The sequence below is a fragment of the Sphingomonas glaciei genome, assembly GCF_023380025.1.
GTDB classification, from domain to species: Bacteria; Pseudomonadota; Alphaproteobacteria; order Sphingomonadales; family Sphingomonadaceae; genus Sphingomicrobium; species Sphingomicrobium glaciei.
The window spans coordinates 400,177-422,127 of sequence record NZ_CP097253.1; the positions used below are offsets into that span (position 1 = coordinate 400,177).

Below are 21,951 nucleotides of genomic sequence, written 5' to 3' on the forward strand. Positions count from 1 at the left end.
GAACCAGGGACAGGAGAATGACGTGGTCCGAACCAATGACACCGATGCCGTGGCGGACGAAGCCGCCCGGCTAAACGACGAGGCGCTTCGCCAGGCGAAGAACGGCCCGGCCGCGCGCCAGGCGAACCGCAAGCTGCCGGAAGTGGACGAGGACGACCGGGTCCGGATTCGCGACGGCAAGGGGCGGCGTTCGTCCGGAACCGGCTCGAGCAGCGGCGCGCTGATCGGACTTGGCCTGACGCTGGCCACCGCCGGCGCTGCGGCCTTTCTCTTCGCCAAGGCCAAGGCCGCCGACGACGGGCCGGACGGTCCGCTGCTGAGCGATGCGCCCGACCATGTACTGCGCGGCAAGGCGTTAAAGCGCGCGCGCAACCAGGAAGATGGCCGTTCGCTGGTCGGACGGACGGTCACCATCGGCAAGCCCGCGCAGGAATTGTACGCCTTCTGGCGCAAGTTCGAGCGCTTTCCCGAATTCATGGACAACGTCCGCGAGATCAAGCGCATCGACGACACACGTTCCGAATGGATCATCGAAGCGCCCGGCGGAGCTACGGTCTCGGTCAAGGCGCGGATCGTCGAGGACGTACCGGGCAAGACGATTGCCTGGGTCAGCGAAGCGGACAGCCAGGTCGAGCATGAAGGCCGGGTCGAATTCGCCGACGCGCCTCCGGGCCGTGGCACCTACGTCCGGTTGCTGCTGCGCTACACGCCGCCCGCGGGCGAGCTTGGAAGGCTGATCGCCAAGGTCATGCAGCGTGAGCCCAACGTCCAGGCTCGCCGCGACCTGCGCCGGTTCAAGCAATTGATGGAAACGGGCGAAGTGCCCGTCAACGCCTCCCCCTCGGGCCGCAAGAGCGAAGACCCGAGCAAGCCCCACATCTAGGAGCCACCCGCATGAAAGCTCTTACCTGGCACGGCCGCCACGACGTTCGCGTCGAGCGGGTGCCCGATCCCGAAATCGTCCTTCCGCGCGATGCGATCCTCAAGGTGACCTCGACGGCGATCTGCGGGTCGGACCTTCACCTTTACGACGGCTACATCCCGACGCTTCGCGCCGGCGATGTGCTCGGCCATGAATTCATGGGCGAGGTGGTCGAGGTCGGCTCCAGCTCAACCCTCAAGAAGGGCCAGCGCGTGGTCGTGCCCTTCACCATCAGCTGCGGCGAGTGCTTCTTCTGCAAGAAGACCCAGTTCAGCGCCTGCGACAACAGCAACCCGGCGGAGACCTCGGACGCGTCCGAGACGCTGATGGGTCACGCGATGGGCGCCGCGTTCGGCTACGCCCACCTGACCGGCGGCTATGCCGGCGGACAGGCGGAATATGTCCGCGTGCCGTTCAGCGACGTCGGGCCGATCGTCATCCCGGACCACCTGGACGACGACAAGGTGCTGTTCCTGTCGGACATCCTGCCGACCGGCTGGCACGCGGCGGTCAACGCCGACATCGAGCCGGGCGACACGGTGGCGGTGTGGGGCTGCGGCCCCGTCGGCCTGTTCGCGATCCAGAGCGCCTTCAAGCTGGGCGCACACCGGGTGATCGCGATCGACCATTATCCCAGCCGCCTGAAGCTCGCTAAGCAGATGGGTGCCGACATCCTCGACTATCGTGAGGTCGAGGTGCTCGAGGCGCTGAAGGAAATGACCGGCGGGATCGGCCCGGACGCAGTGATCGACTGCGTAGGCATGGAAAGCCATGGCCTCGCCATCGACAACCTGGTCGACACGGCCAAGGCGCACCTGTTCCTCGGCACTGAGCGGCCCCATGCCCTGCGCCAGATGATCATCGCCTGCCGCAAGGGCGGGCGGGTTTCGATCCCTGGCGTCTATGGCGGTTTCGCCGACAAATTCCCGCTCGGCCAGTTGATGGAAAAGGGCCTGACCGTGAAAGCGGGACAGACCCCCGTCCAGAAGTACACCAAGGAGCTGTTGGCGCTGATCGAGAAGGACGAGCTCGATACCACCTTCATGATCTCGCACCGGGAGCCGCTGGGCGATGCCGCCGACCTCTACCAGAAGTGGCATGACGAGCAGGATACCTACACCAAGATCGTGCTGAAGCCGGGCCTGGACCAGAAGCCGCAGGTCGACCTCGTCGCTGCGCGCCAAGTCGAACCGGCCGAATAAAAGAATATGGACGAAAATCATGAGCAAACTTGCCGTCATCACCGGCGCCTCGTCGGGCATCGGCCTGGAAATCGCGCGCCTGGCTTCGGCCGAGGGCTATGATCTGATCGTCGCCTCCGACACCCCGATGGTGGACGCGGGTGCCGGGCTGGAGGGTGAGGTCAATTCGCTCGAAGCCGACCTCGCGACCGAGCAGGGCGTGCGCCAGCTGCTTCAGCAGATCGGCGACCGCCAGGTCGACGTCTTGGTTGCCAATGCCGGGCACGGCCTCGGACACGGGTTCCTCGATCAGGCGCCGGCCGAGTGGCGCCACGTGATCGACACCAACATTACCGGAACGCTGTTGCTGATCCAGCCGATCGCCAAAAAGATGGCTCAGCGGGGGGAAGGCAAGATCCTGATCACCGGGTCGATCGCCGGGCACGTGCCCGCCGCGTTCCAGGCGGTCTACCATGCCAGCAAGGCGTTCGTGGACAGCTTCGCCGCAGCGCTCGGCAACGAGCTCAAGGACACCGGCGTGACGGTCACCTGCCTCAAGCCGGGAGCGACCGAGACCGAGTTCTTCAGCCGCGCCGACATGGAGGATACCAAGGTCGGTCAATCCAAGAAAGCTACCGCCGCCGACGTCGCCAAGACCGGGTGGGAAGCGATGAAGAAGGGCGAGCATGCGGTCGTCCATGGCCTGATGAACAAGGCGCAGGTGCTGGCGGCCGGGGTGCTTCCCGAAAGCGTATCGGCCGAGCAGGGCCGCAAGATGAACGAGCCCCGCAGCGGCACCGAGTGATCCTTTCGGAACCGTAAGCACCCTCCGAGCGTCAGTCGGGCATGAATCAAACCGTCATGCCCGACACGCTCTTCATTCGTCGCACCCTCATTGTCATTGCGCTCGCCGCGTTGACCTTCCTTGCGTGGGAGCTGCGCGAAGTCCTGCTGATGGTGTTCGGGGCGGTGGTTGTCGCCACCCTATTCCAGAGCATTGCCGGGGTGTACCGCAAGGCGCGTATTCCCGAGGGGCTCAGTATTGCGCTGGCGGTGATCACCGTCCTTCTGGTGGTCGCGATCTGCCTCGCCCTGTTCGGCGCACAACTGGTCAGCCAGTATGAGCAGATCCGCGAGACCCTGCCCAAGGCCTGGGCGGCGGTCCAGCAGCGACTGGAAGGCTTTGGCCTGTCGGGACAGCTGGAGCAATTGAAGGGCGGCGGCGGCGGCGGCTTCGCCTCCACCGCGGGCAACTTCGTGATGAGCCTTGGCAGCGGGCTTGCCGACGCCCTGCTGATCATCGTCGGCGGTGTGTTCCTGGCCGCCTCGCCCCGCTTCTACCGGGCCGGGCTGGTCAAGCTCGTCCCCGAAGGGAAGCGTAACCTGACCGCCGACGCGATCGGTGACAGCGGCACGGCGCTCAAATTGTGGTTGAAGGCGCAGCTGGTCACAATGGCCGCGGTCGGAATCGCGACCGGTGTTGGTCTGTGGCTGGTCGGGGCAGACAATGCGCTCGCCCTCGGCCTGCTTGCGGCCCTTCTCGAGTTCATCCCGTTCATCGGCCCGATCCTTGCCGCCGTTCCCGCCATCCTGATTGCCGCCGCCGTCGATCCGCAGATGGCGGTGTGGGTGGCCGGCGTTTACCTCGTCGTCCAGCAGCTCGAGGGCTACGTCTTCTCGCCTCTGCTCCAGCAATGGGCGGTCGATCTGCCCGGTGCGGTGCTGCTGTTTTCGCTGCTGGCCATGGGGACCCTGTTCGGCGCGCTCGGCGTGGTCTTCGCAGCGCCGCTGACGGTGGTGCTCTATGTGCTGGTGAAAAAGCTCTATGTCCGCGAGGCGCTGGACACCGACACTCCGATCCCCGGCGAGGAACAGACCAACCAGGACTGACGCGGCGCGCCCTGACTTGCTAAGGGCGCCTGATGCGGGTCGCCAACAACAAGCTGCTTGCGCGAAGGCATTGGGGCACGCTTGTCGAAGCGAGCCTCGCGCTCGCGGCGGCGTCGGCCGCCACGCGGCTGCTGCCGTTCAAGCGCTACATCGGGCTGGGCGCGCGGCCATTGCCGGCGAAGAAGGTCATGGCCACACCCGAGATCGGCCGCATCGTCGATGCCTTGGGCAGACGGCTACCGTTTCGCGCGGTGTGCCTGCAGCAGGGGATCGCGCTGCAATGGATGCTCCGCCGCCGCGGGGTCGAGGCGATCCTTCATTATGGCGTGCAGCTTCCCAAGCCGAGCGGCGAGATCCGGGCCCATGTGTGGGTCAGTGTCGGCGGGCAGGTGCTGATCGGCGCGCCCCAGCACGCGGACTATACCGAGGTCGCTCACTATCCCGCCGGGAGCGCGCTTCCGCTTCGCTGAAGGAAGCAATCGGGCAGATCGACTTGGCTACCGATCGCGCCGGCGGGCGTTGGGTCGCCAAGGGAGCTGCGCAAGGTATCATGAAGACGGTTACACTTCCGGGCGGCGAGCAGGTGCCCGTGCTTGGCCAGGGCACCTGGAAAGTCGGTGAACGGCGGGACAAGCGTGCCGACGAGATCGCGGCGCTGCAGGCCGGTGTCGATCTCGGCATGACGCTGATCGACACCGCCGAAATGTACGGCGAGGGCGCCGCCGAACAGCTGGTCGGCGAGGCGCTGGGGTCGCGGCGGGACAAGCTGTTCCTGGTCAGCAAGGCCTATCCGCACAATGCGTCGCGAGACCGGCTTGCCCAGGCCTGCGAAGCAAGCCTCAAGCGCCTCGGCACCGATCGCATTGATCTCTACCTCCTCCATTGGCGCGGATCGGTGCCGCTGGCCGACACCGTCGAGGGGATGGAACGGCTCAAGCGGGAAGGAAAAATCCGCTACTGGGGCGTCAGCAATCTCGATACGGACGACATGGAGGAGCTGCTTGAGGCGGGCGGAGCCGGCTGCGCGACGGACCAGATCCTCTACAATCTCACCCGGCGCGGACCGGAGCACGATCTGCTGCCGTGGCTCTCGCGGCGCGGCATCCCGGTGATGGCCTACAGTCCGATCGAGCAGGGACGATTGCTCGGCAGTCGTTCGCTCGCCGCGATCGCGGAAAGCGTCGGGGCAACCCCGGCGCAGGTCGCCCTGGCCTGGACCATGCGCGGGGAGCAGATCATCGCCATTCCCAAGGCCGGCACCGTCGCGCACGTCGAGGATAATCGCGCGGCGGCCGATCTCATTCTCTCCGGCGACCAGGTGGCAGCGCTGGAGGCTGCCTTCCCACGTCCGCAGCATCCCACGCCGCTGCAGATGCTTTAAGAGTAGCTGTCGGGAATAATTGAGGCTGGCGCACCCGACAGGATTCGAACCTGTGGCCTCTGCCTTCGGAGGGCAGCGCTCTATCCAGCTGAGCTACGGGTGCCTGACGCTGGCCCTAGCGGCCCCGTGCGGCGCCTTCAAGCCATGACAGCAGCGGCGCGTGCAGCGTCCGCGGGGCGTCGCGGCCGACGATCATGCCGACATGGCCCGAAGGCGAGGAGATCTGCTGGCCGGCCGCCGCGGTGGCCGCGGGGACGATCCGGTCCCCGGCGGCGGTGACGTGGAGCATGGGGCAGGTGGGGAGGGGGGCGAGCGCAACGTCGGCGCCGAACAGCTGCTCTACCATCTGGCGGGCAGCGGGGAGCGGCAGCGGCTCGCCGCTATTGGCCCATTCCTCCATGGCGATGAACCGCTGCGCCTCGGGCAAAGTGGGATCGGCATCGACGAAGCGGGCGAACTTGGCCATCAGCCGCCCCGGGTCGATCTGCCAGAAGGCGGCCTGAAGCACCTCCATCGGCAGGAAGCCGAGCTGCTCGGCCGCCGCCTCGCTCGTTTTCCACAGGCGGAGGAGCTGCTTCCTGGCGCCATCGTCATACGCGGCGAAGCGATAGGGCGAGGCGAGGGTCACCACCGCTTCGACCTGCGAATTGCCCGACGCCGCGGCCAGCGCCAGGGTTCCGCCGAGGCAATAACCGATCAGTGTCACCGGCCCGGCCGCCTCGATCAACGGAACCAGCCGGTGCGCGACATGGCCACCGAGGCTGAGGTCTTTGCGCTCGGCCGCCACACCCCAATCGAGCAGCAGAACCCGATGCTGCACTGCAAGCGCGTCGGCGAGCGAGCAGGCAGGGTCGAGGTCGAGGATGGTCGGTGGATTGATCAGCGAGGGCACCAGCACCACTGCCGGTCCGCTTCCGCCGCAGTCGCGCAGGCTTGTTCCGTGCACCGAATGCACTACCGGTCGGTTGCGCCTGGGCGGGGGAGGCGGCGCCACCTGATAGCGGCGAAGGCCTTCCAGCGCCTTTTGCCCCAATTCGGGATCACGTGCCGCCACCTGCCGGAGGAGCTCGACGAACAGCGGCAGCGGACGCGGCCCGCGCGATTGTTGCGGTGCAATAGACGGCGGTGCTAGGTCATGAGACACGTCGCGTCGAGGACTGCCCATGAATGCCCCTTCCCACAAGATCACCATCAAGAAATACGCCAACCGGCGGCTCTACGACACGGAAAGCTCGACCTACGTCACGCTCGACCGGCTGGCGCAGATGATCCGCGAGGGGCGCGATTTCGTGGTGGTCGATGCAAAGACCGGCGAGGACATCACCCATCAGGCGCTGACGCAGATCATCGTCGAGGAAGAGGCACGGGGCGGCGCAACCATGCTTCCGGCGGGCTTCCTTCGGCAGGTGATCGCGCTCTATGGCAATTCGATGCAGACCATGGTACCCGGCTATCTCGACGCCGCGATGCAGAGCTTTTCCAAGAACCAGGCGGCGTTCAAGGATGCGTTCGGAAGCAATCTGTTCGCCGACATGGCCAAGCGGCAGATGGCCTTGTTCGAACAGAGCGCCAAGGTCCTGACCGGCGCCACGCCGCCGCGCGCCGCTCCGGCCGCCGCGACGCCGAGCGACGACCAGGACGAGGTGGCGGCCCTGAAAGCCGAACTCGACGCGCTGCGCACCAAGGTCGACAAGCTGGTACGCTAGGCCGAGTCGATGCTGATCCCGATCCTTGCCGCGCTGCAGGCGGCCGCCGTGCCGCTGCCGCAAGCCGCCCCCCAGCCCGCCCCCGCCGACTGGCGCATTCGCCCGATCACCGCCGGGGCGTGGACCTGGCGCAACGCTCCCGATGCCAGCGAAGCGGTGTTCTCCGATTCGCGCGGCGTCCAGCTAGTGATCCGCTGCATGCGTTCGACTCGGCGGGTGAGCTTTTCACGCGCCGGACTGCTCGCCGCCGCCCCGATTCGCATCGCCACCACCAGCAGTGAGCGGCAGCTTGGGATGGGCAACATGGTCCTCGCCAACGATCCGCTGCTCGACGCAATTGCCTTCAGCCGTGGGCGTTTGTGGGTCGGGGCGAGCGGGGCGATGCCGCTGATCCTGCGCTCGGCGGCGGAGCCGGCACGAGCGGTCGAGGATTGCCGAAGCTGACGATCTTTTCAAGGCTTGAACGAGCGCCGGAATCACGCATTCTCCGTCCTGCCAACAACGCAGCGAAAGGAGGTGATCCGATGTCTCATGGTTCAGCAGGAGGCTCGGTGAAGTTCGTTCGGGAGACGCGGGCCTGACCAGCCCGCTTCGGTGGTCTCCCGGGCTGGAACACTCCGGCCGCTGACCATGTCGAAGGGATCGTCGCGTTTCGGCGCGGCGGTCCCTTTTACGCATGGGGGCCTCCGAAGCCTTTCGAGGGAACCGTTCCGGCCCTGCATCGTCTTGTCGGCAACGTATCCAACGGGGAGAACATCTCGTGGCCAGGTCCAAGACCTCGAAATCGAACAATCAGGGTGGCAGCAGCAGCTTCACCAGCCAGCAGGACAAGCTTGGCAATGACCAGGCGGGCGCCGGCAAGTCGGCCGGCGACAGCGATTCGGATAGTTCGACCAACCTCAACGAAACGCTCGATAAGCTAGCCAAGGCGGCGATGAGCAAGGAGATGCTTGCGGCCGGTCTCGCCGCAGCGGCCGCTGCGATCAGCGCCAGCCCGTCGGTGCGCCGCAAGATCCGCGATGCCGGGCTGGACGCCGCCGACAGCGCGAGCAATGCGGCGAGTTCGATGGCCAGCAGCGTCGGGAAACTCGGCTCGCTGATCGCTGAGGCGGTCGCCGATGCAGCCCAGAAGGTGCTCGGCGGCAGTTCGTCGTCCTCTTCCTCGTCAAGCGGCAGCCGCGGGTCGAGCGCGAAGTCGACGGCCAGTACTGCCAAGCGCAGTGCCAGCCAGCGCGCCTCGAGCGCCAAGTCAAAGGCGAGCGGAGCCAGCAGCTCGACTTCTTCGCGCAGCGGCGGCTCGACCAGCACCCGCAAGAAGGCCGAGGGCGCAGCAGGTGCCGCCAAGAGCGCGGCCACAGCGCCCAAGCGTGCCGCGGCGGCCCGCACCGGCACTGTCGCGCGGACCCGTTCGACCAGCGCCCGCAGCACCGGTGCGGCCCGCCGCGGCTCGACCCGCAAGCCTTCGGGCGGGGGATCGACCAATGGCGATGGCGGCAGCAAGGACTGACGCGAAAGACACGCGATGATCAGGGGCCTCCTTCCAACCGGAACGGAGGCCCTTTCGCTTTCTCCACGCCTCTGCCACAGCCGGACCCATGAAGCCGCTTGCCGTTGTCATCCTCGCCGCCGGGCAGGGCACCCGGATGCGTTCGGACCTGCACAAGGTCCTGCATCCGCTCGCCGGCAAACCGATGCTCATGCACCTGCTCGATACCGTCGACACGCTGGACGCCGAACGGCGGGTTGTGGTCGTCGGCAAAGGCCGCGAGCAGCTTGAGAGCGCGCTCGAAAGTCATCGTCTTACGCTGGCCTTGCAGGAGGAGCAGAAGGGCACCGGCCACGCCGTCGCCCAGGCCGCCGAAGCGCTCGGCGGGTTCGAGGGCACGGTGCTCGTATTGTACGGCGATACCCCGTGCATCGAGGCGGCGACGCTGCAGGCGATGCGCGACCGGCTGGAAGCGGAGGATCGGCCAGGCGTGGTGGTGCTCGCGTCTTCTCCGGCTGACCCCGCGGCGTACGGCCGGGTGATCCTGGGGCAGGGCGACACCATCGACCGCATGGTCGAATATAAGGACGCTTCGGAAGAGGAACGCGCGGTCAGGTTGTGCAACAGCGGGATGATGGCAGTCGCTGCGGCCGACCTGTTCCGCTGGCTGGCCAAGGTCGGCAACGACAATGCCGCGGGCGAATATTACCTTCCCGACATCGTCATGATCGCCAACGCCGAGGGGCGCCACAGCGTCGCGGTGGAGTGCGAGGCGTGGCAGACCGCTGGCGTCAACAGCCGCTCCGAACTCGCATTGGTCGAACGCGAATGGCAGGGCCGTCGCCGCGCCCGCGCCATGGGGGAGGGGGCGACGCTGCTGGACCCGGATACCGTGTGGTTCAGCGCCGACACCAGGCTTGGCCGAGACGTGCTGATCGAGCCCAGCGTCTTCTTCGGCCCCGGGGTGACCGTCGCCGACGGCGCAGTCATCCATGCCTTCTCGCACCTCGAAGGCGCCAACGTCGGGGCAGGGGCGGAAGTCGGCCCTTACGCCCGACTGCGTCCGGGTGCCGAGCTAGGCGAGAAGTCCAAGGTCGGCAATTTCGTCGAGATCAAAAAGGCGCGGCTGGGACCCAAGGCCAAGGCCAATCACCTCAGCTACATCGGCGATGCCGAGGTCGGAGCCGGGGCCAACATCGGCGCGGGCACCATCACCTGCAATTACGACGGCTTCTTCAAATATCAGACCCGCATCGGCGAAGGAGCCTTCATTGGTTCGAACAGTTCGCTGGTGGCGCCGGTCAACGTCGGTGCCGGCGCGATCGTTGGAGCCGGCTCGGTGGTCACCCGCGACGTCGAGCGTGACGCCCTGGGCGTCACCCGCGCCGAGCAGAAACAACTTTCCGGCTGGGCCGCGCATTTCCGCGAGCGTCAGTCGGCCAAGAAAGGCAAGTAAGCGTCATGTGCGGAATCGTCGCCATTGTCGGCCGTGAGGCGGTTGCCCAGCGCCTGTTCGAGGGCCTCAGGCGGCTCGAATATCGGGGCTATGACAGCGCCGGCATCTGCACCCTGGTCGACGGCGGGTTCGAGCGGCGGCGGGCGGAAGGCAAGCTCGACAACCTCGGCGCGCGGCTCGCCGAAAGCGCGCTTCCGGGGATCACCGGTATCGCCCACACCCGCTGGGCGACCCACGGCGCGCCGACTGAGGCCAATGCCCATCCGCACATCGCTGGACCGGTGGCGCTGGTCCACAATGGCATCATCGAGAATTTCAAGCCGCTGCGGGCCGAGCTGATGGCAGAAGGCCGCACGCTGCTGAGCGAGACCGACAGCGAGGTCGTCGCCCATCTGGTCGCGCGCGAGGTCGAGGCCGGCCGCAGCCCGGAGGAAGCGGTCGCCGCCGTCCTGCCGAGGCTCCACGGCGCCTTTGCGATGGCCTTCTTGTTCCGCGATCATGACGGTCTGGTGATCGGCGCGCGGATGGGGGCGCCGCTGACGGTGGGTTATGGCGAGGGTGAGAATTACCTCGGCTCCGACGCCATCGCGCTGGCACCGTGGACTCGCCGCATCGCTTACCTCGAGGAAGGCGACTGGGTCGTCGTGCGCAAGGACGAAGTCCAGATCTACGACCGCGCAAATCAGCCGGTCGAGCGGCGGACCGTGGAGAGCGAGGCCAATGCCGAGACCATCTCCAAGGGCAACCATGCGCATTTCATGCGCAAGGAGATTTTCGAGCAGCCGTTGGTCGTCGCCCAGACCCTGCAGAGCTATGTCCGCGCGTTCGAGGGCGAGGTCGCCATCCCCACCGCTGACTTCGACCTCAGCCAGGTCGATCGCGTCACGATGGTCGCCTGCGGCACCAGTTTCTATGCCGGGATGGTCGGCAAATATTGGATCGAGCGCTTCGCCCGGGTGCCGGTCGACATCGATGTCGCAAGCGAGTTCCGCTACCGCGACCCGGTGCTGGAAAAGGGCGGCCTTGCCCTCTTCATCAGCCAGTCGGGCGAGACCGCCGATACCCTGGCCGCGCTGCGTCATGCGCGTGAACAGGGACAGCGGATCGCGGTGGTGGTGAACGTGCCGACCAGCTCCATGGCGCGCGAGGCCGACCTCCTCCTGCCGACGCGGGCCGGGCCGGAAATCGGTGTCGCTTCCACAAAGGCCTTCACCTGCCAGCTGGCGGTGCTCGCGGCGCTGGCGGTCAACCTGGCCCGGGCACGCGGACGGATCAGCGCGGACGAAGAGCGGGAGATCGTCGCTCACCTGGCCGAAGCGCCCGAGGCGATGGCCCGCGCGATCGACCATGACGAGGACATCAAGGCGATGGCGCACCTCGTCGCGCCGGCCCGCGACGTGCTCTATCTCGGCCGCGGTCCGGACTATCCGATGGCGTTGGAAGGCGCGCTCAAACTGAAGGAAATCAGCTACATCCACGCCGAAGGCTATGCCGCGGGCGAGATGAAGCATGGCCCGATCGCGCTAATCGACGATGCCGTGCCGGTGATCGTCCTCGCGCCCTCAGGCCCGCTGTTCGACAAGACCGTCAGCAACATGCAGGAAGTCCGCGCGCGCGGCGGCCGGGTGATCCTGATCAGCGACGCTGAGGGCATTGCTGCGGCCGGCGACGGCTGCGTGGCGACGATCGAGATGCCGGCCGTGCACGAACTGATCGCGCCTCTGGTCTATGCCGTGCCGGTCCAGTTGCTCGCCTACCATGTTGCCGTGCTCAAGGGCACCGACGTCGACCAGCCCCGCAATCTGGCTAAGAGCGTGACGGTGGAGTGATTGCGTCGTTCTACGCGTCGAGCCAGCTGCGGTAGGGCAGCCAGCCGTGGGCATTGGCTGCGAAATTCAGCCAGATGTAGAGCACGGCCGCAGTGTAGGCGCCGATCAGGAGCTTGCCGAAGTTACGACTTAGAAGTGTCCCAGGGATGCGGGCCAGGATGATGAACTGGAGCGGCAGCAGGTAGAGCGAGATCCGGTCGACCGCGGTTGACGAGGGCGACAGGAAAAGCGCCACCGTCGCGCCGATCGCCACCAGCGAGAAATTACGCCACAGCTTGGCATCATTCTCGTTGAGGCCAAGCCTGCGCTGGAAAGCCATGAACACGATCGCCGGCAGAAGCGACATGGAAATGCGGATGGCCGCCCCGCTCGAATTGTAGCGCGCCTCGACATAGTTGCGGAACAGGCGATCGACGCTGTCCTGCAAGAACAAGGTATAAAGCCCCAGTGCCGATGAGGTGAGCAGGGCGAGATCGATGATCTTGCGGCGATCCCCGGTGAACGCCACCAGCGGCAGACAGACGACGGCAGACTTGTGGAACAGCGTGCCGACCGCGGTCCACAGCACCATCCGTGCAATGCTGCCGGTGTTGAGCAGGCTCGCCAGGCCAACCATGACCAGGCCGAGCGCCGCAGCCTGTCGCGTATAGCCCATTCCGACCACGATAATCAGGTAGGGGACGGCGATCAGCAGTGACAACCATGGCTGCGGCTCCCGCCGAGCCAGTGCAAAGGTTCCCCATACGGTCAGCAATCCGCAAACCAGGTTGATCAGCCACACGTCGTAACCGAGTTGCTGGGTCGCCCAGTTGAGCAAGGCATAGCCAGGATCGCTCTGCAGGATGGTCTGGTCGAACGTCCTGAAAGCGCTTCGCTTGAAGATTTCTTCGTAGTTCAGCCAGTCACCGCCGACCTGGTAGCGGAAGCCGATCATCAGGGTCAGCACGATCAGTCCGACGGACATTCCAATCGATACGCGCGGGGCGTTGGCGGGAACCGGTCCGGCCGCCTGCGGCTGAACCTGCCGTTGCGACAGGATCACACCCAGAAAGAAGAAGGACCACAGGAGCCAGTAAGGGATCATCTACCACCTGCCGGACGGCAGGCGGATTCCGACATTGCGCTCGCTTACGATCAGGTTTGCCGCGCCCATAAGGGTGCGGCGTAGCGAAGGCGCCTGGGTCAGTGAAGGAGATTCTGTCACCATCCGACTATAGCCGGATCTGCCACGACTAGGCACGCGAGCGTCGTTCATCGAGCGCCTGCCGGGACAGGTAGAGCAGGGTCAGTAAACTCCAGATCTCCAGCGGCAGGGTGGTGGCCGCGATCAGGGTGATCAGGGCCACGATCGGCCCGAGCAGCAGCATCTGCACCAGCGCGAAGCGCGGCTGGCGGCGGTCGGCGATGCGCAGGAGATCCTTGCTGTCGAGATAGGCGAGCCAGCGCAGGTAGACGTAGAGCAGCAGCGCAACCAGCATTGCCAGCGGCAGCCGGGCAGGCTCGAGGGCGCCGATTATCGGCACGATGAAGCGCAGCAGCCCCAACTGGACGAAGGTCGCGCTGCGCGGTGCGGTGGCCTCGATCAGATTGTGCAGCGCAAACACGACGGCGAGGCATGCCGTTGCGGCCAGCCAGACCGGATCTAGGATCCAGCCCGTAGCCCAGCCGATCAGTGTCCAGACGCCGACCCGCAGGATGATGAAGGCCGTCACGAACGCGGTACCGCTGGCTCCGCTCCAGCGCTTGCGACCGCCGGGGCGGCGGGCATCGAACAGGTCGTTGGCGAGGTAGCCCAGTTCGTAGACCGCGATGAAGGCGAGGTAGCCGAGCACGAAGTTGGTCGTCGCCTCGATCATCCCCTGTCCGCCCAGCCTGACCAGCATCCACCAGGCCGGAAGGAAGCTGGTCGCAATCAGATAGATCAGGTCCTGCGCGCCCTTGACCCTGCTCAGGAGGAAATAGCCCCCGGGCATCAGGGCGAGGAGCGACCGGGCGCTAGAGTTGGATGTAGCTGACATCATCGCCTGCCCATCGCGACTCCTTGCCCGCCGCCGGTAGGATCACGAACCCCTCGTCGGCCGACCGGAGGAGTGCCTCATCGGTGCGATTGTCGCTGTAGACGATCATCCGCTCTCCGCTTGCCCGAAGCTGCGCAGCGATTCTTGGCTTGGCGCCGGTCAGGTCGTCGGTGATCCGCCCGGTACATTGTTCCGCGGCCGTGAAGCCAAGGGTTGAGCCACGTCCCTCGACGCCGAGCCTCCCCGCAATCGCCTCGACCACCGGAGCGAGGCTGCTCGACACGATGGCGACCCGGTCACCGCGCCCGCGGTGCTCCTCCAGCCGCTGGAGGACGGAAGGGTTGGATCGACGGTCGGCAAGCGTTTCCGCATAGCCGGATGCAAGCTGCTCGATCCGGTCGCGCGGCAATCCCTTCAGCGAGGCGACCAGCCGCTCTCGCGCAAGGTCGCGGCCAAGGCGTTGGGCAACGGCGCCGATCAGGAAGAACAACGGGTTGTCCAGCCAACGCTTCAGGGCTTGCGCGATTGCGGGCTCCTGCTGCGCGGCGAACCTCAGAAAGCCGACCGTCGTATTCTCTGCATACAGGGTATCGCAAAGGTCGAAGATGGCGATCACCATGGCGCCACCTCTACCGCGCTGTCGCGGTGGGCATAGATGGCATCGTAGGCGTCGATCGCGGCCGGAAGGTCGAGCAGCGGCTTCGCCCGTTCGCGCACGCCCTCGCGCGGCTCGCTCGTGAGGGCAGCGAAGCGCGCGATGGCTTCATCCAGGCTGGCCTGCCTGGTGTCCCGGAGCAGGTGGCCGCTGGTCCGCGCGATGATCGCTTCGGCATCGCCGATGCCGCGATTGGCGATGACCGGCAGGCCGCAGGCGAGATATTCGGCATGCTTCGTCGCCGACACGCCGAGGCTGGAGTAGGTGGGCGTGATCAGGCACGCGCCGACGTCGGCGGCTCCGACCAGCGCCGGTACTTCCGGGCGGTCGGCAGCGGCAATGACCAGTTGCTCGGCAGCGATGTCCAGGCCCAGTGCGGCTGCCTTTGCAAGCAAGGCGGGGCGGTCGTGGCGGCCGATCAGGAGCAACCGCGCGTCGGAATGCTTGCTCGCAAGGGTAGCGAAAAGGCGAAGCAAATCGTCTTCGAGATAGACCGTGCCGAGCGACCCGAGGTGGCACAGGACCGGCGCCTCGGCCGGTATTCCCAGTCTCGCGCGGACCGCCTTCTTCTGCTCCGCACTGCTGACGGTGAACAGCGAGAAATCGGCGCAACAGGGGACGACCGAGATCGGCACCCCGCGGTACGAAGCCCAGCGCGCCACTTCCTCCTTGGCGGCCTTGGTCAGCACTACGAGGTGGGCCGAGCCCTCGAGCAGCCGGCGCTCCTTGCGCTTCCAAGATTGGTAAAGCTGCCGGCCAAGCAGGCTGTCGTCGCGCCAGCGGCCCCCTTCGCGGCGCTGATCCGGCCAGAACCCGCGCAGGTCGAACAGCAGGGGCAGTCGATGCCGCCGAGCAGCGCGAAGCCCGGCCACGGCCGCCACGTAGCTGCGCGCGTGGATCATCTCGCTGGCAGGGGCCAGTCGCATCGCCGCTCGCGCCATGGCGCGCTGGTCGATCAGCTTCGACAGCACCGGCGGCGACGATCGGAAGGGTTGGGGATGCCATTCCATCCCATGCGCGGCGCAGATCGCTCGAACCTGCCCGGCCCCTGCGGCGAAGCGGTCCGGCTTTTCGAAGCTCACGACGGTGATCCGGTGTCCCGCCGCGGCACAACCGGTCAGGTAGGGCAGGACCTGCGACTGTCCCAGCGGATCGGTCAGGCCGTCGTAGGTAAGGTAAAGAACGGCGCGGCCGCGAACAGTCGACATGGCAGCCCTCTAGACGTTCTGTTCGGGGCAAGGCAAAGGTCTGGGCCAGATCCCGCAAGGAACCGACACCAGATGAAGCGCAGTTATTCCGCCCGCCGCCGGGTTCTCGTCACCGGGGGCGCTGGGTTTCTTGGCTCCCACCTCATCGGCAAGCTGCTCGAGCGTGGGGACGAGGTGCTGTGCGTCGACAATCTGTTCACCGGCACCCGCGACAATCTCATCGACTATCGCGATCATCCGCAGTTCGAGTTCCTGCGCCACGACATCACTTGGCCGCTCTATGTGGAGGTCGACCAGATCTACAATCTGGCCTGCCCGGCCTCGCCGATCCACTATCAGCACGATCCAGTGCAGACGACCAAGACCAGCGTGCTGGGCGCGATCAACATGCTCGGGTTGGCCAAGCGCTGCGGGGCGCGGATCTTCCAGGCGTCGACCAGCGAGGTCTATGGCGATCCCCACGTCCACCCCCAGCCCGAGGGCTATTGGGGCAACGTCAACCCGATCGGCCCGCGTAGCTGCTACGACGAGGGCAAGCGCTGCGCCGAAACCCTGTTCTTCGACTATCACCGCCAGCACGGGATGGAGATCAAGGTCGTTCGCATCTTCAACACTTACGGCCCGCGGATGCACCCGGCGGACGGCCGCGTGGTGTCGAACTTCATCATGCAGGCGCTCAAGAACGAGCCGATCACCATCTACGGCGACGGCAGCCAGACCCGCAGCTTCTGCTACGTCGACGATCTGATCGCCGGGTTCATCAAGCTAATGGATTCGCCCGCCGAGCTGACGGGGCCGGTCAATATCGGCAATCCGTCCGAGTTCACGATGATCGAGCTGGCCGAAATGGCCATTCGCCAGATCGGCAGCACGTCCGAAATCGTCCGCATGCCGCTGCCCGCCGACGATCCCAAGCAGCGCCAGCCCGACATCGCGCAGGCCCGCGACAAGCTGGGCTGGGAGCCGACCGTCCCGCTCGAGCAGGGCCTCGCCCGCACCATCGACTATTTCCGCCGCTTCGTCTGAGCCTGTCCGGCCGGCCATGCCCCCTCAAAGGAAGGTTGCCTTCTTCCTGCCGGACTTGGGTGGTGGCGGGGCCGAAAGGGTGCAGGTGGCGATCATTCGCCACCTCGTCGCAGCCGGTCATCAGGTCGACCTGATCCTTGCGTTTCACGGCGGCGTCCTGCTGCCCCTGCTTCCGCCCGGGGTACGGATCATCGAGCTCCGCGCCAAGCGCCTCGCTGGCGCGTTCCCGGGGCTCGTACGCTATCTCAGGGCCGAACGGCCGTGGTCGCTGCAGGCGATCATGTGGCCCTGCACGGTGCTGGCGGTCGCTTCGAAGATGGCGGCGCGAACGTCGACCAAGCTGCTGCTGAGCGAGCATATTGCGCTCAGCAAGCAATATCCCTCGTCCCTGCAGCAATTCATTCTCCGAGCAACCCTCAGCTTGTTCTATCCACGCGCGCAATCCGTCGTGGCCGTCTCGCAAGGTGCGGCGAGCGACGTGGAGGCCCTGGCGGGCATGCCGACCGGCGCCGTCGAAGTGATCTACAATCCCATGGATCTTCCGCCGCTACCTCCGCCCAGCCAAGCGACAGATCGCGATCCTGGCTCTGGTGATCCGCTCCTGATTACTGTTGGCCGACTTTTCGACCAGAAGAACCACGCGCTTCTGCTTAGAGCCTTCCGCCGCGTGCTTGTTCGCCTGCCTCGCGCAACTCTGATCATCTTGGGCGAAGGTGCGCTGCGCGGCCAGCTTGAGAGCCTTTGCAAAGCACTTGGTCTTGAGGGGCAGGTCAAACTGCCCGGCTTTGCAGCCGACCCATGGCCGCTGCTTCTGGCTGCGGATCTGTTCGTCCTATCGTCCGATTATGAGGGCATGTCGCTCGTTCTGGTCGAGGCCATGCACGCTGGATTGCGAATAGTCAGCACCGACTGCGTTGCCGGCCCCGCCGAACTTCTCGAGAATGGCCGCTACGGCAGATTGGTCCCTGTTGGCGACGAGGTCGCGCTTGCCGAAGCGATCCTACGGGAGCTCGACATGCCGCGAAATCGCGACCGCCAGCGGGCCCGGGCGCGTGCGATTACCGGCCGACCAAACCTCCGCCGCTACGAAGAATTGCTCGTCGGCTAGAGACTGGAGGGTCGAAGCAGGGCTGCGAACCTGTTCCCAAGCCTTGTTGACGGCCCAGCTACTCCGGCGACGAGAACCGATGCGCGTCCTATGACGTCGCGTATGCGTGCGCCGATGGATTCTATCCGAACGGTCGAACGATAAGGCCAGCCCGTCTCCCAAACTTCGAATCGGTCGATCTTGTAGCCCAGTCGCTCTTCGAAAAATGCGCGCTGCGCCCGGGCGTTGGTCTGGAACAGATGGTAAGGCGGGTACGTCCCCACCGCCTGTCTGCCCAGATTTGCACGTACGCTGCCGAATAGGACTCCGGCTGTCCGCACCAGGCTTGGATTGGTTTCGAGTGGTCCTTCGAGAAAGAATTGCCCGTTCTTGCTGAGCAGCGCTTCAAGTGCGCGCATGGATCCAGCGGGATCCGGCAGATGCTCGAGCACGTCGCCGAGATGAATGACATCGAAGCGTTGGCTGCCTTGTTCCAACTCCTCGAGCGCATGCACCGGACATCCGCTCGCCTGTGCGGCTTTGAGGCGCACGACGGGATCAATTTCTACACCCTCCGCCCGAAAACCAAGTGCTTTCGCCGCCTTCAGGAATTGCCCACTGCCACACCCGAAATCCAAGAGGGTGTGCGGTCCGTCGCCGGTTGCGGAAAGGAATGAGTCAAGCACGGTCGAAGGTTCTTCTTCCGGCTGGTCGTAGAAAACGCCGTGATACTCGTCTTGCCGGTACATGGCGGCAAGTTCGTCCGGTCCAGGGAGCGGGTCGATGGTCGAACTCCCGCAGCGCACACAGTTTCGATAGCGATACGTGCGATCGTTGAAGCGGGTGGAGTAGGGAAATACGTCATTTCCCAGCTCACTGCGGCAGAGGAGGCACTCAGACATTGGTTTGTCGCTAGAACGGCAAGACGATCGCCGCAATGCAATGCAGCCTATCGCCGCTTCCTGCCCGCTCCTCCACCGGCTAAGCCGCTGCCGTGATCGACGTCAGCATCATCATTCCTACCTATAATCGAGTGCAATTCCTGGGGCCTGCGGTCGATAGCGCACTGGCACAGGGCGACGGCATCGAGGTGATCGTGGTCGACGACGGCTCGACCGACGGCACTGCAGCGCTGCTGGCCAGGTACGGCGACAGGATCCGTGTCGTGCGCCAAGCCAATCGGGGACCAAGCGCGGCACGGAACCTTGGCGCGGAGCAGGCGCGCGGCGACCATCTGTTCTTTCTCGATTCCGACGATCTTATCGAGCCTGGCGCGATTTCCCCGCTGCTTGCCGCTGCGGAAGCGTTGGAGAGCGTACAGGTGCCCTTCGGCCGGGCCAGCATCATCGACGAGGCGGGCAGGCCCTCGACTGGCGTGGCCTATGGCTATCCCCATCTCGAGCCCGGCCATCGGCTGTCGCTGGCCGACCTGCTGACCGGCGTCATGCCCTTGTGTCTGCCCCTGCTGCAGCGCGAGCGGTTCCTTGCCGCAGGCGGCCTCGACCCCGATCTTCGCCTCGGCGAGGATCACGAACTGGCCATCAGATTGCACGACGCGGGTCTGCGCTTTGTCGCGACCGGCATCCCGGTGATCCGGGTCCGCGTGCACGGCAAGCCTCGTTTGTCGGGGGGCGACGATCGTGCCTTTGCCCGGCAATTGCTTCGGGTGTGGCAGAGAGTTTCTGGGCTGGTGCGGGACCGCCCGGATTTCGATCGTCGCGCGCGGGAGGCGCTGTCGCGGGTGATCTGGGTCGCCGGTCGCGACGCCGCGCGGGCAGAGGATCGCGAAGCCGCCGAGGCCTTGTTCGGCCTTGCACGCGAACTCGACCCACGGATCGAGCGGATCAGTCCGTGGCCGCTTCGTCTTGCTTCCAATATGCTCGGCCCGTTCCGCGCAGAACGCTTCGCTTCTGTCCTCAAGCGATTGCGGCTGGTTTAGCGCCAGTGCGCCAGCGCTCTTTGACACCGCAGTCTCGCTCGACGCATGAGGGAGTACTACCCCATGCGCCCGTGGTGTTTTCCACGCTACTCGCGGCAGCCCGGGGTCACGCGTCGTGCGGATAATCCGATTGTTTGCGGGTAGCGCCCTGATCCAGGTCCTCGGGATGGTCTTCACCCTGGCGCTCGGTGTGCAGCTGGCCCGGTATCTCGGACCTGCAAGTTACGGGGTGTACGGGGTCGTGATGGGCGCGGTGTCACTGCTGCTCGTGCCGGCTCAACTCGGCATGCCGCTGCTGGCCCTTCGCGAGGTGCCCGTCGCGTTCACCAACCCTGACATCAATCTCGCATCGGTCTGGCGGTGGCACATGGTGCGACCGCTCCTTGCCGGTTCGCTCGTTTTTGCCCTTGCGGCGGCTTCGGCGCGGCTTCTCGACGACGGCGGAAAGATTACGTCCAGCACGGCGTCGATGGCGGCGCTGCTCGGCGTTTCGCTGACGCTTCTTCCCGTCAGTGTCGGTCTGCTGCGAGGCCTGGGCCGCAACGTGACCGGCCAGATGATCGAGCTGACGCTGAAGCCCGCCCTTACTGCTGCGGCGCTGGCTGCAGTCTTCCTCGCGACTAGCAAGCTGACGATCGAAGGTGCCCTGTTGGTCCAACTCGCCGTGACCTGCCTATGCCTGGCATGGGCGGGGGGCGCCTTCTTTCGCGTCCGGCCTCACGAACGATCGGGGACAGAACCCTATCGCCTGACGTCCTGGATCCCGGTTGCCGCCGCGCTGTCCGGTAACCAGCTGTTTGCCGCGATCAACGGCAATTACCCCATCCTGGTGGCGAGCTTCTTTGTCTCCCCCGAAGGGCTGGGAATCCTGCGGGTCGCGCTGTCGAGTTTCGCCATCGTCGCTCTTCCGACGGCGATCGCCAGCATTGCCGCCGCCCCCGCGATCTCGCAGGCACTCACGGCCGATGCCCGATCGCACCTCGACGACCTCCTGTCCTTTGCAACGCTTGCCGGTTTTGCCGCGACACTGGTCGGGATGGTCGTCCTCCTGCTTGCCGGGGAGGCCCTGATCGGATGGGTGTTCGGCAATGAATACCGGCCGGCGATCCAACCGCTCCTGATCCTCGGTGTGTCCCAGATCGTCGTGACCGCCTTCGGCGTGACGGGCGTGTACCTGGCCATGAGTGGACGCGAGCGAGTCGTGCTGAAGGCGTTCGCTGTCGCGGTCCCCGCGGGCATCCTCACGTCGCTGCTGCTGGTTCGCGATTTCGGCGGCGCCGGAGCGGCCTGCGGCACAGTCGCCATGGCCGCGGTCTGGCATTTCTACGTGTTCGTCGTAGAGCGCGAGGCGATACGAGGCGCTCCGCTTTCCCTGGTCGGCGCGATCCGGCACTTGCTGACAAGAACGGGCACACCCCATGCGAAACCTAGCTAGACGAGTGCTGGAGCCGATCCGCAAGAACGGCATCCTCGATGTTCCCACGGCTGTCGCGAAGGGAAGAGTCGAGCAGCGCCATTTGCGCGGCAAGGACGTGCGATGGCTGATCACCAATCGCAATGACGAGGTCCAGCTCAGGCAGCTTGCCGAGGGTTTCTACGAGGCCAATGAACTCATCCAGTTGGCGGAGGACGTCGGACCCCGGGCCAGGGTGCTCGACGTCGGAGCCAATATCGGCAACCATTCGATCTTCTTCCACCAGCACATGGAAGCCCGATCGCTGACCCTGGTCGAGCCGTTCGCGCGGGCCCGGACCCATCTCCTCGCCAACCTCGCGCTAAACGCTGCCGAGGTGGCGCACATCGACCTGCATGCGGTCGCGCTGGGAGCACGGGACAGTCGGGGCGAGATCGTCGAGCCGAGCCATTTCAACCTCGGCATGACAAGGGTGGCCGAGACCGCCACCGGGGACATCATCGTCCGGCGCGGCGACGACCTCTTCGGCGAGCGCGAGTTCGATCTGGTCAAGATCGATGTAGAGGGCAGCGAAGTCGAGGTGATCGACGGCCTCGAGCAACTGCTTCGCCGCTGCCGACCGGCGATCTACGTCGAGGTCGGCAATCCGCTTCGCGACATCGTCGTCGACAAGCTGATCGGGCTGGGTCTTCGCCTAGTGCGGGAAAAGGAAGCCTATGGCTCCCAGCGCAACCTGACGTTTGCGCGCTGAGG

At 65.7% G+C, this 21,951-nt stretch carries 22 protein-coding genes and 1 tRNA gene; 16 read left to right on the forward strand and 7 right to left on the reverse strand.

Annotated features, from left to right (window positions below; all coding sequences use genetic code 11):
* The first annotated feature begins 22 nt into the window (after positions 1–22).
* The 6 genes from M1K48_RS01785 to M1K48_RS01810 all read left to right on the forward strand — a co-directional run bounded on the left by M1K48_RS01785 (position 23) and on the right by M1K48_RS01810 (position 5,374).
* A complete protein-coding gene (locus M1K48_RS01785; RefSeq protein ID WP_249504180.1) occupies positions 23–883 on the forward strand; it encodes an SRPBCC family protein in 861 nt (286 codons plus the stop codon).
* Positions 884–894: 11 nt separating this feature from the next.
* Positions 895–2,124, forward strand: coding sequence for a zinc-dependent alcohol dehydrogenase (locus M1K48_RS01790; protein WP_249504181.1), 1,230 nt, complete (start codon positions 895–897; stop codon positions 2,122–2,124).
* Between the two features lie 19 nt (positions 2,125–2,143).
* Positions 2,144–2,908: an SDR family NAD(P)-dependent oxidoreductase gene (locus M1K48_RS01795; RefSeq protein WP_319941188.1), complete on the forward strand. Its 765-nt coding sequence runs from the start codon at positions 2,144–2,146 to the stop codon at positions 2,906–2,908.
* Between the two features lie 56 nt (positions 2,909–2,964).
* Positions 2,965–3,993 carry an AI-2E family transporter gene (locus tag M1K48_RS01800; protein ID WP_249504182.1) on the forward strand — a complete coding sequence of 343 codons (1,029 nt, stop codon included), beginning with the start codon at positions 2,965–2,967 and terminating at the stop codon, positions 3,991–3,993.
* Positions 3,994–4,025: 32 nt separating this feature from the next.
* Entirely contained in the window at positions 4,026–4,463 is a 438-nt protein-coding gene (locus M1K48_RS01805) for a lasso peptide biosynthesis B2 protein (RefSeq protein WP_249504183.1), read from the forward strand.
* 80 nt (positions 4,464–4,543) lie between these two features.
* Positions 4,544–5,374 (forward strand): aldo/keto reductase, encoded by an 831-nt coding sequence (locus M1K48_RS01810; protein ID WP_249504184.1) that lies wholly within the window; start codon positions 4,544–4,546, stop codon positions 5,372–5,374.
* A 26-nt stretch (positions 5,375–5,400) separates the two neighbouring features.
* On the opposite strand, the gene M1K48_RS01815 is transcribed toward M1K48_RS01810, so the two are convergent.
* A tRNA-Arg gene (locus tag M1K48_RS01815) sits at positions 5,401–5,477 on the reverse strand.
* Positions 5,478–5,489: 12 nt separating this feature from the next.
* The gene (locus tag M1K48_RS01820; protein WP_249504185.1) at positions 5,490–6,539 is read right to left on the reverse strand and encodes an alpha/beta fold hydrolase; all 1,050 of its coding nucleotides are present in this window, start codon (positions 6,537–6,539) and stop codon (positions 5,490–5,492) included.
* On the opposite strand from M1K48_RS01820, the gene phaR reads away from it, so the two are divergent.
* From phaR to glmS, 5 genes are all read left to right on the forward strand, one after another.
* Positions 6,538–7,080, forward strand: a complete 543-nt coding sequence (phaR, locus tag M1K48_RS01825) for a polyhydroxyalkanoate synthesis repressor PhaR (protein ID WP_249504186.1) — start codon at positions 6,538–6,540, stop codon at positions 7,078–7,080. The two genes, M1K48_RS01820 and phaR, sit on opposite strands and share 2 nt — an antisense overlap.
* Positions 7,081–7,089: 9 nt before the next feature.
* Positions 7,090–7,524: a hypothetical protein gene (locus M1K48_RS01830; protein WP_249504187.1), complete on the forward strand. Its 435-nt coding sequence runs from the start codon at positions 7,090–7,092 to the stop codon at positions 7,522–7,524.
* 316 nt (positions 7,525–7,840) lie between these two features.
* On the forward strand, positions 7,841–8,587 hold the full coding sequence (locus tag M1K48_RS01835; RefSeq protein WP_249504188.1) for a hypothetical protein: 747 nt from the start codon (positions 7,841–7,843) through the stop codon (positions 8,585–8,587).
* 88 nt (positions 8,588–8,675) lie between these two features.
* Positions 8,676–10,022 carry a bifunctional UDP-N-acetylglucosamine diphosphorylase/glucosamine-1-phosphate N-acetyltransferase GlmU gene (gene glmU / locus M1K48_RS01840; RefSeq protein ID WP_249504189.1) on the forward strand — a complete coding sequence of 449 codons (1,347 nt, stop codon included), beginning with the start codon at positions 8,676–8,678 and terminating at the stop codon, positions 10,020–10,022.
* A gap of 5 nt (positions 10,023–10,027) precedes the next feature.
* The gene (glmS, locus tag M1K48_RS01845; RefSeq protein ID WP_249504190.1) at positions 10,028–11,851 is read left to right on the forward strand and encodes a glutamine--fructose-6-phosphate transaminase (isomerizing); all 1,824 of its coding nucleotides are present in this window, start codon (positions 10,028–10,030) and stop codon (positions 11,849–11,851) included.
* 10 nt (positions 11,852–11,861) lie between these two features.
* Here the strand turns inward: glmS and M1K48_RS01850 are convergent, their stop codons facing one another.
* The 4 genes from M1K48_RS01850 to M1K48_RS01865 form a co-directional block, all read right to left on the reverse strand.
* Positions 11,862–12,935 (reverse strand): EpsG family protein, encoded by a 1,074-nt coding sequence (locus tag M1K48_RS01850; protein WP_249504191.1) that lies wholly within the window; start codon positions 12,933–12,935, stop codon positions 11,862–11,864.
* 148 nt (positions 12,936–13,083) lie between these two features.
* A complete protein-coding gene (locus M1K48_RS01855) occupies positions 13,084–13,824 on the reverse strand; it encodes a hypothetical protein (RefSeq protein ID WP_249504192.1) in 741 nt (246 codons plus the stop codon).
* 22 nt (positions 13,825–13,846) lie between these two features.
* Entirely contained in the window at positions 13,847–14,488 is a 642-nt protein-coding gene (locus M1K48_RS01860) for an HAD family hydrolase (protein ID WP_249504193.1), read from the reverse strand.
* Positions 14,482–15,732 carry a glycosyltransferase gene (locus M1K48_RS01865; protein ID WP_249504194.1) on the reverse strand — a complete coding sequence of 417 codons (1,251 nt, stop codon included), beginning with the start codon at positions 15,730–15,732 and terminating at the stop codon, positions 14,482–14,484. The genes M1K48_RS01860 and M1K48_RS01865 overlap by 7 nt, the downstream gene beginning before the upstream one ends.
* A 72-nt stretch (positions 15,733–15,804) precedes the next feature.
* Here M1K48_RS01865 and M1K48_RS01870 point away from each other — a divergent pair, with 72 nt between their 5' ends.
* Together M1K48_RS01870 and M1K48_RS01875 are read left to right on the forward strand one after the other, a co-directional pair.
* Entirely contained in the window at positions 15,805–16,758 is a 954-nt protein-coding gene (locus tag M1K48_RS01870; RefSeq protein ID WP_249504195.1) for a UDP-glucuronic acid decarboxylase family protein, read from the forward strand.
* A gap of 16 nt (positions 16,759–16,774) precedes the next feature.
* On the forward strand, positions 16,775–17,866 hold the full coding sequence (locus tag M1K48_RS01875; protein WP_249504196.1) for a glycosyltransferase: 1,092 nt from the start codon (positions 16,775–16,777) through the stop codon (positions 17,864–17,866).
* On the opposite strand, the gene M1K48_RS01880 is transcribed toward M1K48_RS01875, so the two are convergent.
* On the reverse strand, positions 17,863–18,747 hold the full coding sequence (locus tag M1K48_RS01880) for a class I SAM-dependent methyltransferase (protein WP_249504197.1): 885 nt from the start codon (positions 18,745–18,747) through the stop codon (positions 17,863–17,865). The genes M1K48_RS01875 and M1K48_RS01880 overlap by 4 nt on opposite strands.
* Positions 18,748–18,839: 92 nt before the next feature.
* On the opposite strand from M1K48_RS01880, the gene M1K48_RS01885 reads away from it, so the two are divergent.
* From M1K48_RS01885 to M1K48_RS01895, 3 genes are all read left to right on the forward strand, one after another.
* Complete coding sequence (locus M1K48_RS01885) at positions 18,840–19,784, forward strand: glycosyltransferase family 2 protein (protein WP_249504198.1); 945 nt, start codon at positions 18,840–18,842, stop codon at positions 19,782–19,784.
* A 166-nt stretch (positions 19,785–19,950) separates the two neighbouring features.
* A complete protein-coding gene (locus tag M1K48_RS01890; RefSeq protein WP_249504199.1) occupies positions 19,951–21,219 on the forward strand; it encodes a lipopolysaccharide biosynthesis protein in 1,269 nt (422 codons plus the stop codon).
* A gap of 4 nt (positions 21,220–21,223) precedes the next feature.
* Positions 21,224–21,949, forward strand: coding sequence for an FkbM family methyltransferase (locus M1K48_RS01895; RefSeq protein ID WP_249504200.1), 726 nt, complete (start codon positions 21,224–21,226; stop codon positions 21,947–21,949).
* The last annotated feature ends 2 nt before the right edge of the window (positions 21,950–21,951 follow it).